Here is a 12225-nt window from a genome sequence, read left to right on the forward strand (position 1 = left end):
AACCCGACAACAACCTGCTGATCCGGCTGACCGGCTCAGCAGGTTCTATTTTTTTCGCTGACCCTTCAATTCGTTGCTCGCATAATGGCAGTCTTCACCGCGGTCACGCTCGATGACCTCACCCAGTGGATGGATCAGTTCCCCCTCGGTCAACCGCTGGCCCTCAAGGGCATCGCTTCCGGTATCGAAAACAGTAATTTCTTCCTGACGACAGAGCGCGGCGAGTTCGTGTTGACGGTCTTCGAGAACCTGAATTTCGAGCAGCTTCCCTTCTACCTGCAACTGATGCGTCACCTGGCCGAGCGCGGCATTCCGGTGCCGGCGCCGGTCGCCAACGCCGGCGGCGAACTAGTGGCCAGCCTGCAAGGCAAGCCCGCCGCCATCGTCAGCAAGCTCGACGGCAGTTCGCAGATGGACCCGCAGCCCGTCCATTGCGCGGAAGTCGGCGCGATGCTGGCGCGCATGCACCTGGCGGCGCAGGACTTTCCGCTGGTGCAGCCGAACCTGCGCGGCCTCGACTGGTGGCAAGCCACGGCGCCGACCGTGCTGCCCTTCCTGGCGCCCGATAACGCCAGGTTGCTGCAGGACGAGCTCGCCTACCAGGCGGACTTTGCGGCAAGCGAGCCGTATGGACGCCTGGCGCGCGGTCCCGTGCATGCCGACCTGTTCCGCAATAACGTGATGTTCGTCGGCGAGCGCCTGACCGGCTGTTTCGACTTTTATTTTGCCGGCGTCGACACCTGGCTGTACGACCTGGCGGTGACCGTCAACGACTGGTGCATCGACCTTGCCAGCGGCAAGCTCGACCATGTGCGGGTGCGCGCCCTGCTCGATGCCTATGCGGCGGTGCGCCCGTTCACCCTTGATGAGATCCACGCCTGGCAACCGATGCTGCGCGCCGCCGCGCTGCGCTTCTGGCTGTCGCGCCTGTACGACCTGCACGTGCCGCGTGCCGCAGAAATGCTCACGCCCCACGATCCGACCCATTTCGAGCGCATCCTGCGCGACCGCATTGCCAACCCGGCACCGGGTCTGGCCGACCACGAATGAATAACATGCCCGCAATTACCGGCTGGAACTGGCTGAAGGAAGGCGCCGGCCTGTTCCGCAAACAACCGGCCGCGCTGACCACGCTGCTGTTCGCGAACATCCTGATCAGCCTGCTGGTCAGCGCGGTGCCGCTGCTCGGCCCGATGCTGGCCTTCATTTTGATCCCCTCGTTCTCGATGGCCTTCATGAAGGCCTGCCTGATGATCGAGAACGGCGAACGCGTGACGCCGGCCGTGCTGATGACGGGCTTTCGCAAGCCGGTGCTGGCGCAGTTGTGCAAGATCGGCCTGATCTACCTGGGCGTCTCGGTGCTGCTGACCGTGCTGGCGCGCTTCTCCATCGATCTCGAACTGATGCGCCAGGTGGCCCAGCCGGACGACCCGAAGAACGTGCCGCAGGTGGCTGGCTGGGAATTCGTCAAGATGTTCGCGCTGTCGGCCCTGAACGTGAGCGTCCTGATTGCCCTGTCGTTTGCCGCGCCGCTGATCTACTGGCAGCGCATGTTGCCCGGCAAGGCGATCTTCTACAGCTTCTTCGCCGTCCTGCGCAGCGCCCGCGTATTCCTCGTGCTCTTGATGAGCTGGTTCGGCATCCTGCTGGCCTTCTCCGCCGTGATCGCCATGCTGATGGGCGGCTCGGTGCTGGGACGGGTGCTGGTGATGTGGCTGATCTTCCTGTTCATCCTGCTGTTGCAGTGCGCGATGTATGCGGGGTATCGGCAGATCTTCGGCAAGCCGGTGGAGAACGGCGCGGGGCGCGTGAACCTGGAGAAGTGATGGGTTGGTGTTGGCTGGGAAAGGCCAACACTGTTCATCGTTCCGCGTGGGCACGGGGCGCCCACCCTACAAAAAACGACGATCCCGAATCGGGGTAGGCGTTTCCGCCCACCCCGATCCAGCATCAGCGGCTGACGCGTTCCAGCTTGGCCACCGACAGGTCCAGCACCTTGATGCCGGACGGGCCGAAATTGATTTGCGCCCGCGCTGCCCCGGCACCGCCTTCGATGTTTACGATCACGCCCTCGCCGAATTTGGCATGCGCCACGGTTTCGCCGATGCGCCAGCCCGAGTTGCTGCTGCCTGACTTTTGCGTGATCTGCTGGGCGATTTTATTGTCGCTGCCGGCATTGCGGAAGGCCGCGTCGTCCCAGGCGTTGGGCGCCTTGTTCTTGGCGAACCAGTGGCTCTGCACGCGCGGCGACAGCCATTTCAGGGCCTCTTCCGGCAGCTCGTCGAAGAAGCGCGACTTCATGTTGTAGCGCGTCTGGCCGTGCAGCATGCGCTGCTGGGTAAAGCTCATGTACAGGCGCTTCCTGGCGCGCGTGATCGCGACGTACATCAGGCGCCGCTCTTCGTCGACGCCATCGAGTTCGCGCGCGCTGCTTTCGTGCGGGAACAGGCCCTCTTCCAGGCCGGTGATGAACACGGCGTCGAATTCCAGGCCCTTGGCCGAGTGCACCGTCATCAATTGCATCGCGTCCTGCCCGGCCTGGGCCTGGGCATCGCCCGCTTCCAGCGAAGCGTGCGACAGGAAGGCCGACAGCGGCGACATCACCGAGGGCAGCGCCGCGTCGGCGTCGAGCAGCTCGATGCCGTCCTGGTTCAGGATCGCCTCGCCGGCCTGCGCCTGCGCCGGCGGACCCAGGTGGGCTGGAGCGAACTGTCCGAAGCCCTCTTCCTGCACGAACTGGGTCGCCGCGTTGACCATCTGCTCCAGGTTTTCGATGCGGTCGGCGCCTTCTTTTTCGTTGGCGTAGTGGGTCAGCAGGGTGCTGCGCTCGAGCACGACGCGCACCATTTCCGGCAGCGCCAGCTGTTGCGTCTCGAACCGCGCCCCTTCGATCAGTTTGACGAAGGCGCCCAGCGAGGTCCCGGCCTTGCCGCTCATGTAGGGCACCGCCGCATACAGCGAGACGCCATAGGTGTCGGCCGCCATTTGCAGCTGCTCGATCGAGCGCACCCCGATGCCGCGCGTCGGGAAGTTCACCACGCGCAGGAAGGCCGAATCGTTGTGCGGGTTGTCCATCAGCTGCAGGTAGGCGATCGCGTGCTTGACCTCGGCGCGCTGGAAGTAGCGCAGGCCGCCGTAGACGGTGTACGGGATGCCGGCCGAGAACAGCGCATGCTCGATGACGCGGCTCTGCGCGTTCGAGCGGTACAGGATGGCGATCTCGCTGCGCGCCATGCCCTCGGCCATCAGGCTTTTCGCCTCTTCGATGATCCACTGCGCTTCTTCCAGGTCGGACGAGGCCTCGTAGACACGCACCGGCTCGCCCTGCCCGGCATCCGTGCGCAGATTTTTACCAAGGCGCTTGGTGTTGTTCGCAATCAGGTAGTTCGCGCTGTCGAGGATGTGGCCGTGCGAGCGGTAGTTCTGCTCGAGCTTGATCAGGTTCTGCACCCGGAAATCGCGCTCGAAGGCCTGCATGTTGCCGACATTCGCGCCACGGAAGGCATAGATGCTCTGGTCGTCGTCGCCGACCGCGAAAATCGCCCCGCCGCCCTGCTCGCCATGCCCGGCCAGCAGTTTGAGCAGGTTGTATTGCAGGTCGTTCGTATCCTGGAACTCGTCGACCAGCACGTGTTTAAAGCGCATCTGGTAGTGCTGGCGCAGCGGCGCGTTGCGCGACAGGAGTTCGTAGGCGCGCAGCAGCAGCTCGGCGAAATCGACCACGCCCTCGCGCTGGCATTGCTGGTCGTAGAGCTCGTAGAGCTCGACCATCTTGCGCTCGATGGGGTCATAGGCCTCGACCTTGTTGGCGCGCAGCCCCTGGTCCTTCGCATTATTGATGAAGTACATCAGGTTCTTGGCCGGGTACTTCTCGTCGTCGACGTTGGCCGCCTTGAGCATGCGCTTGATCATCGACAGCTGGTCTTGCGAATCGAGGATCTGGAACGATTGGGGCAGCGCGGCATCCTTGTAATGGGTGCGCAGCAAGCGGTTGCATAGGCCGTGGAAAGTGCCGATCCACATGCCGCGCGTGTTCACGGGCAGCATGGTCGACAGGCGGGTCAGCATCTCCTTCGCCGCCTTGTTGGTGAAGGTCACCGCCATGATGCCGGCGGGAGACACCTGCCCGGTCTGGATCAGCCAGGCGATACGGGTCGTCAGCACGCGGGTCTTGCCCGAGCCCGCACCAGCCAGGATGAGGGCGCTTTGCGACGGCAGCGTAACGGCGGCTAATTGTTCGGGATTGAGGTTGTGAAGGAGATTCATGCGGTCATTATACCGCCGCGGTTTACTGTATGCCCATCCAGTCTTGCAAGGAAAGGCGATACAGGCGAAAGAATATTTCAAAAATGTTTATTTCATGAAATATTCTTTCCCGGATTTTCATGTGGTGGCGCGCGTGGGCGGGCGCTTGCGGCCTTGGCCTACCCACGCCAAATAAAAACTTCCCATCACTAAAAGTTGCATTCCATACGACATCTTGCAGCAACTTCATTTAACTCATCCTTATCGGCAGATAACTCTCCCGCGCGCCACCTGTCCAGAAATTCGCTTAACTTAACGACAAATACGCGAACCAGCGCGTGGCCCGCTTCGACCCAACCATTTTCAAGCCCTCGGGTTTGTACGCGCTCCGGGTCGGGCCCTTAGTTTGCCGTAGCGTACAGACCTGCTTATTGCCAAAGGAGATACACATGCTTAATCGAGTGGTTACTGTCGCCGCACTTGCAGTCGGCGGAATGATGCTTTCGAAAAAAATGAAGCAAAAAGGCAACTCGAACGGCGACTCATCCATCATCGAGTCGATCGAAGTGAACGTGCCGCTCCGCACTGCGTACAACCAGTTCACCCAGTTCGAGGACTTCCCGCAGTTCATGAAGAGCGTGAAGGAAATTCGCCAGCTCGACGACAAGCGCCTGCACTGGAAAGCGAATGTGGCCGGTGAAGACAAAGAGTGGGATGCGGAAATCACCGAGCAGATCCCGGACAAGCGCATCGCCTGGCGCAGCATCGGCGGCGTGCGTAATGGCGGCGTCGTGACCTTCCACAAGATCTCGGATTCGGTCACCCGCGTCACGCTGCAGATGGACTACCGGCCGGACGGCGTGCTCGAGGCCATCGGCGACGCCCTCGGCGCCGTGCGCATGGAAGCCCGTTCGAATCTGTCGAACTACAAGGAATTGCTGGAATCGCGCGGCTCGGAGACGGGCGCATGGCGCGGCAAGATCAACCAGCACTGATCCCGGCAGGCCGCGCTTGACGGCCTGAGCACGCAGACATGCCGCCCGGCTTTGCCCGGGCGGCATTTTTTTATGGCCGGGCCCTTACCAGACGCGGCAGCGCTTGGCCGCCACCATCGGCTGGCCCTTCTTGCACTGGAAGGCCTGTTCGAACTCCGGCATGTTGATGACGACGCCGTTGACCCGGTATTTGCCCGGAGAGTGGGGATCGGTCACGGCGTTCACCCGCAGGTTTTCCGGACGATCGTTTTCGCAGGCCCATTGTGCATAGCCGACGAAGAAGCGCTGCTCGGGCGTCAGGCCGTCCCGCAATGGCTGGGCCTGCTGCGGCATGCTTGCCATCTGTGTCTTCCAGGCCATCCAGCCGAGGATCACGCCGCCCAGGTCGGCCACGTCTTCGCCCAGCGTCAGCTTGCTGTTGATCTTGATGTCGTCGACCACCGTGTAGCCGGCGTACTGGTCGGCGATGCACTGGGCGCGCTGGTTAAAGGCCTTGCCGTCTTTCTTGGTCCACCAGTCCTTCAAATTCCCTTTCGCATCGAACTGGCGTCCCTCGTCGTCGAAGGCATGGGTCAGTTCGTGGCCGATGGTGCCGCCGGTGTTGCCGTAATTGGGCGCGTCGTCCATCTTCGGGTCGAACAGCGGCGGCTGCAGCACCCCCGCCGGGAAATTGATGTCGTTCATCTGCGGATTGAAATAGGCATTCACCGTCGGCGGCGTCATCAGCCACTCGCTGCGGTCGAGCGGCTGGCCGATCTTGGCCAGCTGGCGCCGGTTCTCGAACAGCGTGCCGCGCACGACATTGCCGGCGAAGTCGTTGGTGCGCACCTCGTAGGCCGTGTAGTCGCGCCATTTGTCGGGATAGCCGATCTTGTTGACGATGGCGTCGAGCTTGTCGCGGGCGCGCTGTTTCGTCGCGTCGCTCATCCAGCTGAGCGACTCGATGTCTTTCGCCATGGCCTCCTCGACCTGGCGCGTCATGTGCAGCGCCTTGGCCTTCAGTTCGGGCGAGAAGCTGCGGCGCACGAATTCCTGGCCGAGCGCTTCGCCCAGCTGGGCGTCGACCAGCCGCACGCAGCGTTTCCAACGCGGCGGCTGGCGCTCGACGCCGCGCAGGGTCTTGCTGTAGAAGGCGAAATGCGGCTCGTCGAACCGGGGCGCCAGCACCGGCGCCATCGTTTTCAGCACATGCCAGCGCAGATAGGTCTTGATCGCCGCCAGGTCGTTCGCCTTGAGTTGCCGGGCGAAGGCCTTGAAGAAGGCCGGCTCGGTGACGTTGAGCGAGGCCAGGTCGGGCTGGCCGATCTCTTTCAAATAGGTTTTCCAGGTGAAGCCGGGCGTGAGCGCCTGCAGGCGGGCCAGGCTGGTCTTGTTGTATAGCCTGTACGGATCGCGTTTCTCGACCCGGGTCAGCGAGGCAGTCGCCAGCGCGGTCTCGATGCGCAGCACGGTCGCGGCCGAGCGTTTCGCCTCCTGCGGCGACTCGCCGGCCAGGCCGAACATCGTCGCCAGGTGGGACGCGTACTTTGCCCGGATCTCCTTCGAGCGCGCATCGGTTTTCAGGTAATAGTCGCGGTCCGGCAGGCCGAGGCCGCCGCCGCTGGCAAAGGCGATCACGCGGCTCGAATCGCCGAAGTCCTGGTTCGAACTGAAGCCGAAGAAGAACTCCTCGTTTGACAAGGTCAGCTGCAGGGCCGCCAGCACGCGCGGCAATTCGCGCTTCGAGCCCATCTCCTCGATTTGTTCAAACCAGGGTTGCAGGGGCGCCGCGCCGCGCTTCGCGATCGCGTCCTCGTCCATGCAGGCGCCGAAGTAGTCGCCGATCTTTTGCTGGGTGGCGTTACGGCCCGTCATTTGCCTGGACAAGCCGTCGAGGATGCCCCACAGGTAGCGCTGATTGTCCTCGGCCAGCTTGCTGTAGACCGACCAGCGCGCCTGGTCGGCCGGCACCGGATTGTTCTTCATCCAGCCGCCGCAGGCATACTGGTAGAAGTCGACGCAGGGGTCGGCGTTCTTGTCCATCGAGCTCACGTCCAGGCCCGGCGTGTAGGGGAAGGACGTGGCCGGGCGCTCCGCTGCGGTGGACTGCTTGGCGGACGGCTCTGCGCCCTGCGGGGCGTCCTGGGCAGAGGCGAAGGCGGCGGCGCCAAGGATGGCGGTCGAGAGGGCAAGGCGGGCGAATGGCGGCATGGAATCGGCTTCGAACGGTGGTGCCCGATGCTGACATACAAATATTGTCGAGGCAATATCGTTCGCCTGGCGTGCGCGGCCCGGGAAGCGCTTCCCGGCTCCCGGGATTTGATAAGCTGCGTCCGTCCCTCAACCTGGAAACACGATGCCTGAACTACTCAAAGTCGCAAGCCTGTTCGCCCTCACCGCGCTGGCCGAAATCATCGGCTGCTACCTGCCCTGGCTGGTACTGAAGGCCGGCAAGCCGCTCTGGCTGCTGCTGCCGGCCGCCCTGTCGCTGGCCCTGTTCGCCTGGCTGCTGACCCTGCATCCGGCCGCGGCCGGCCGCACCTATGCGGCCTATGGCGGCATGTATATCGCGGTGGCCTTGCTGTGGCTGCGCTTCGTCGACGGTATCGAACTGAGCCGCTGGGACATGGCGGGCGCGGCGCTGGCGCTGGCGGGCATGGCCGTCATCGCACTGCAGCCGCGCGGCGTGTAGAAGTTTAGTCCCCTGGGCCTTCGCCCGGCATGGTATCGGCCATCAGGCGCAATTCTTCCGGGGTCAGCTCTTCCGGCTTCTTGCCCTTCAGGCCGTCCACGTTGTCGTCATCCGGGCGCTCCGGCGGCTGCTGCGCGGCGACCGGTTGACCCTGTCCTTGGTCCTGCTGATCCTGTCGTTGATCCTGCTGATCCTGCCGTGCTTGCTGGTCGTGTGCCATGTTCTGCTCCTCCTGCGAAATCGGAAATCCAGTGTGACACAGCGCCGTTTTCGACGGCGTCCGCCACCGGTTTGCTACCATGCGCCAACACCACCTCCTCCGAACAATCCATGCGCTCCCTGCTGACGATGCTGACCCTGACCATGCTTGCCGGCGCCGCCAACGCGGCCCCTTTACCGGAACCGCAGGCCGCCGCGCTGACCCGGCAACTCCAGGCCATCGTGGACGACCCCGCCCTGCCCCTGCCGAGCCTGTCGGTGGTGGCGATCCGCGGCGGCGAGGCCGTCTACCGCCAGCAACTGGGCCATAAACGCCTGGCCACGGCGACGTCCCCTGCGCGCCCGGTGGACGCCAGCACCCTGTTTCGCATCGCCTCGATCTCGAAACTGGCGACGGCGCTCGGCGCCATGAAGCTGGTCGAACAGGGCCGCCTGTCGCTCGATGCCGATATCGGCGAAGTGCTCGGCTACCGCCTGCGCAACCCGCACTTCCCCGAGCACCCGATCACCCTGCGCATGCTGCTGACCCACCAGTCGTCCCTGCGCGACGACGGCGGTTTTAAGTGGGACCCGGACGTCGACCTGCGCGAGGTACTGCTGCCCGGCGGCAAGCATTACGGGAAAGGCGCGATGTGGTCGGCAAGCGCCGCGCCGGGCCGCTTCTTCGAGTATGTCAATTTCAATTCGGGCCTGGTCGCCACCCTCATGGAGCGCGCCGGCGGCGAACGCTTCGACCGCCTGATGCGCCGCCTGGTATTCGATCCGATGGGACTGAAGGCCGGCTTTTACCTGGCCGACTTCGCGCCAGCCGATATCGACGATGTCGCCACGCTGTACCGCAAACGCGAAAAGGACGGCGCCGAGGTGTGGGACCCGCGAGGACCCTGGATCGCCCAGTCCGACGACTTCGGCGTGGCCGCGCCGGTCGCGCCACCCGGCCTGGACACCTATCGCGTCGGCAGCAACGGCACGATTTTCGGACCGCAGGGCAGCCTGCGCATTTCCGCGGACGAGCTGGCGAAGATCATGCTGATGCTGATGAACGGCGGCCGCCACGAAGGCCGCCAGGTCCTGCAGCCGGCCACCGTGGCCGCCATGCTGGCGCGCCAGTGGACCGCCAACGGCAGCAACGGCAACGCCGACAGCGACAACTTCCGCGGCCTGTACCACGCCTGGGGGCTGGGCAACCAGCATTTCGTCGACGCCAGCGGCACCGATGGCGCCATCCCGGGCCGGGCGCGCGGCGACCGCCTGGTCGAGGGCGGCGGCTTCACCGGCGTCGGCCACCTGGGCTGGTCCTGGGGACTGAATGCCTTGTTCGTCTTCGATCCGGCCTCGAAGGACGGCATGATCTATATCGCCAGCGGCGTCGGCGCCAATCCGGACCTGCAGCCGGGCCGGTTCTCGTCGGAGGCGCGTTTCCAGGAGCGCATTACCGATGCGCTGTACCGTGCTGCGATCCGGCCGCAGGCGCTAGGCGCCGCGCCGCCAACGGGGAAAAAATAAGGCGCTGTTCGCGTTAAGTGTGGAATCTTCGCATACGGCTGAGGTCCAACCTGACCCACGATGCCGGAGGCGCCATGCAAGCACGTCCGTTCAAGCAATTGCTCGCCCGTATAGCCTCATTGACGCGGCGCCAGCGCGAGCAATTGCTCGGCTTGCTACTGCCCGCAGCGAAACTCGACAAGGTGGCCGACCTGGTCGAGCAGGCCAGCGCCGACAGATTGGCTTGCCCCGCATGCAGCTCGCAGCAGCTGTACCGGCACGGACGGGCCAATGGCCTGCAGCGCTATCGCTGCAAGGAATGTGGGCGCACCTGCAATGCCCTGAGCGGCACGGCGCTGGCGCGCCTGCGCCACAAGGAGCGCTGGCTCGATTACTTACAAACCATGCTCGATTCGCGCAGCGTGCGTCGCAGCGCTGGTGATCTGGGTGTCGCCGGTGCCACCAGCTTTCGCTGGCGCCATCGCTTCCTGAGTACGAGCAAGCACGACCGGGCAGCACGCCTGTCCGGCATTGCCGAAGCCGACGAGATGTATCTGCTCGAATCGCACAAGGGATCGCGCACGCTGGCGCGTGCGCCACGCAAGCGCGGCGGGAAAGCGACAAAACGCGGCATCTCGGGCGAGCAGGTATGCATTCTGGTTGCGCGCGACCGCACTGGCCAAACCCTGGATTGGGTGCCCGGCAAGGGACCGGTGACGCGCGCGCAATTGCAGCAACACCTGCTGCCGCGGCTGGAGCGCGACGTGCTGCTCGTCACCGATGCCCACGCCGCCTACCGGGCGTTCGCCCGCCAAGCCGGGATATCCCATGAAAGCGTCAACCTGCAGGCGGGCATTCGGGTACGCGGCGCGATCCATGTGCAAAACGTGAATGCCTACCACAGCCGGCTGCGCGGCTGGCTGCTGCCGTTCCGGGGCGTTGCCAGCCGTTACCTGGACAACTACCTGGGCTGGCGCTGGGCGCTCGACGGCCAGCGGATCGCCACGCCCGAAGCCTTGCTGCGCGCGGCGCTTGGGGTACGACGCTAAGCGTGTGACTCCCGGCGTGCGACGCCCGGCATTTCCACACTTAACGCGAACAGCGCCAAAAATAAGGAGTGCAAGGTGTCGAGGCGTTTTACATTGTGTGACCGGAAAGCGCCTGTCCATACAACAAACCCTTTCGGCTCAACCACTTACATTGCTGGCGTGGAACTTGCTTAGATTCAATTGTCAAATCTAGGAGACCACAGTAATGAACATTCAGTCCTGCATCGCCGCCCTCGGCCTCTGCCTGCTTCCGCTCGCCAGCCAGGCCGGCGTCATCTACGAATGGAGCGCGCTGAATGCCGAGACGCCGCGCGGCATCACGCTGCAGCTCGAGTTCGAACGCAGCGCGATCGACAGCGGCGCATTCAGCTTCGCCATCAACCAGGACTACGACTTCGAAGAGCCGCTCGCCGCCAACGGCCTGCTCGGCCTGCGCTATACCTTCCCGGGCGCCTCCGAGGCAATGGACTATTCCTGGAAAAAGGGGTTCAACCATGGCTACGGCATCCTCGAGCTCGAACTCAGCTTCGACAAGGGCGGTTTCCTGAGCGGCTACATCTACGCCAACAACACCGAACACCACATCATGCTGGCCTCGCAGGGGCGCCGGTTCACCGTGCTCGACGCCAACAGCGACGAAGGCATGGCCGACTGCGGCTGGACGACCGGGGTCGACTGCGCCGGCGCCAGCGGGCATATCCGCCGCACCGATATTCCCGAGCCGGGCTCGCTCGCCCTGCTGGGCATCGGCCTGCTGGCGGCGGCCGGCCTGCGCCGCAAGGCGGCGCGCTGAATCACCGGGCAGCAGGAGCAACAACACCGGCGAGGCGCCGTTCGCGGCGCAACACCAGGCTTTGCAGCGTGCCGACGCAGGCCGAAGCCAACCAGTACAGTCCGACGCCGGCCGACAGTTTCCACAAGATGAAAGCGGTCACCAGCACCTGCACCGCGATCATCCACATGGCCGGCGCGCCTGCCGAGGGCATGTACCAGGCTGCGACGGCGGTCAGCAGGAGGACGATGCCGGTCAAGGCGGCATCCGGCGTCGCCAGGCTCTTCATCCACAGGAAGGGTCCGCTTCCCGAACCGGCATTCGTAATGGCTTTATAGAGCAGGCCGAACACGGGCAGCTGGACCAGCAGGCCGGTCACGCTGGAGCGGTCGAGGACCTGGGCGCCATGCGCCTTGTACAAGGCCGAGATCGCCGCGTATGCCGTTTGCGGCTTGCCGGCAAGGCGCTTCTTGATCGCATCGACCTCGGGTTGCAGGGCCCTGATTTTCTGCTGGTTGGCCAGCATCCTGCGCGACAGCTTCAGGGTCAGCGGCAGCAGCGCCAGCCGCACCGCCAGGGCCAGCACCAGGATCGCCCATCCCATGTTTCCGCCGAACAGCAGGGAAAACTGGTCCATCGCCGACGTCAGCATCGCATTCATTTTTTGCTCTCTCATTGATTAACAAAGAATTATTGGTCATGATTCTACGCATGGATTGCTGCGAAAAAACGTGCAATTCCCGATGCTTCACTTCCGTTTTTCGGAAGCGAACCCTTATATGACTGACT

Annotated in this window: 12 protein-coding genes; 7 read left to right on the forward strand and 5 right to left on the reverse strand. The window is 64.0% G+C overall.

Annotation, left to right across the window (positions count from 1 at the left end):
- Nucleotides 1–84: 84 nt before the first annotated feature.
- Entirely contained in the window at nucleotides 85–1050 is a 966-nt protein-coding gene (locus ACFPAH_RS15700; protein WP_379747145.1) for a homoserine kinase, read from the forward strand.
- Between the two features lie 5 nt (nucleotides 1051–1055).
- Nucleotides 1056–1826: a BPSS1780 family membrane protein gene (locus ACFPAH_RS15705; protein WP_379747146.1), complete on the forward strand. Its 771-nt coding sequence runs from the start codon at nucleotides 1056–1058 to the stop codon at nucleotides 1824–1826.
- A gap of 124 nt (nucleotides 1827–1950) precedes the next feature.
- Here ACFPAH_RS15705 and ACFPAH_RS15710 read toward each other — a convergent pair whose 3' ends face one another.
- Together ACFPAH_RS15710 and ACFPAH_RS15715 are read right to left on the reverse strand one after the other, a co-directional pair.
- On the reverse strand, nucleotides 1951–4266 hold the full coding sequence (locus tag ACFPAH_RS15710) for a UvrD-helicase domain-containing protein (protein WP_379747147.1): 2316 nt from the start codon (nucleotides 4264–4266) through the stop codon (nucleotides 1951–1953).
- Between the two features lie 22 nt (nucleotides 4267–4288).
- A complete protein-coding gene (locus ACFPAH_RS15715) occupies nucleotides 4289–4495 on the reverse strand; it encodes a hypothetical protein (protein ID WP_379747149.1) in 207 nt (68 codons plus the stop codon).
- 262 nt (nucleotides 4496–4757) lie between these two features.
- Between ACFPAH_RS15715 and ACFPAH_RS15720 the strand changes: the two genes are divergently transcribed.
- Nucleotides 4758–5240, forward strand: coding sequence for an SRPBCC family protein (locus ACFPAH_RS15720; RefSeq protein WP_379747151.1), 483 nt, complete (start codon nucleotides 4758–4760; stop codon nucleotides 5238–5240).
- Between the two features lie 84 nt (nucleotides 5241–5324).
- Here ACFPAH_RS15720 and ACFPAH_RS15725 read toward each other — a convergent pair whose 3' ends face one another.
- Nucleotides 5325–7430 carry a M13 family metallopeptidase gene (locus tag ACFPAH_RS15725; protein WP_379747153.1) on the reverse strand — a complete coding sequence of 702 codons (2106 nt, stop codon included), beginning with the start codon at nucleotides 7428–7430 and terminating at the stop codon, nucleotides 5325–5327.
- Nucleotides 7431–7575: 145 nt separating this feature from the next.
- Between ACFPAH_RS15725 and ACFPAH_RS15730 the strand changes: the two genes are divergently transcribed.
- Nucleotides 7576–7911: a YnfA family protein gene (locus ACFPAH_RS15730; RefSeq protein WP_379747155.1), complete on the forward strand. Its 336-nt coding sequence runs from the start codon at nucleotides 7576–7578 to the stop codon at nucleotides 7909–7911.
- Nucleotides 7912–7915: 4 nt separating this feature from the next.
- Here the strand turns inward: ACFPAH_RS15730 and ACFPAH_RS15735 are convergent, their stop codons facing one another.
- Nucleotides 7916–8131 carry a hypothetical protein gene (locus tag ACFPAH_RS15735; RefSeq protein ID WP_379747157.1) on the reverse strand — a complete coding sequence of 72 codons (216 nt, stop codon included), beginning with the start codon at nucleotides 8129–8131 and terminating at the stop codon, nucleotides 7916–7918.
- Between the two features lie 110 nt (nucleotides 8132–8241).
- Between ACFPAH_RS15735 and ACFPAH_RS15740 the strand changes: the two genes are divergently transcribed.
- From ACFPAH_RS15740 to ACFPAH_RS15750, 3 genes are all read left to right on the forward strand, one after another.
- The gene (locus ACFPAH_RS15740; RefSeq protein ID WP_379747159.1) at nucleotides 8242–9636 is read left to right on the forward strand and encodes a serine hydrolase domain-containing protein; all 1395 of its coding nucleotides are present in this window, start codon (nucleotides 8242–8244) and stop codon (nucleotides 9634–9636) included.
- 74 nt (nucleotides 9637–9710) lie between these two features.
- Nucleotides 9711–10664, forward strand: coding sequence for an IS1595 family transposase (locus ACFPAH_RS15745; RefSeq protein ID WP_379747161.1), 954 nt, complete (start codon nucleotides 9711–9713; stop codon nucleotides 10662–10664).
- A 205-nt stretch (nucleotides 10665–10869) separates the two neighbouring features.
- Nucleotides 10870–11457, forward strand: coding sequence for a PEP-CTERM sorting domain-containing protein (locus ACFPAH_RS15750; RefSeq protein WP_379747163.1), 588 nt, complete (start codon nucleotides 10870–10872; stop codon nucleotides 11455–11457).
- A 1-nt stretch (nucleotide 11458) separates the two neighbouring features.
- Here the strand turns inward: ACFPAH_RS15750 and ACFPAH_RS15755 are convergent, their stop codons facing one another.
- Complete coding sequence (locus tag ACFPAH_RS15755) at nucleotides 11459–12097, reverse strand: YidC/Oxa1 family membrane protein insertase (protein WP_379747165.1); 639 nt, start codon at nucleotides 12095–12097, stop codon at nucleotides 11459–11461.
- Nucleotides 12098–12225 lie beyond the last annotated feature (128 nt).

The organism is Massilia sp. GCM10023247 (assembly GCF_042653325.1).
Lineage (GTDB): Bacteria > Pseudomonadota > Gammaproteobacteria > Burkholderiales > Burkholderiaceae_D > Telluria.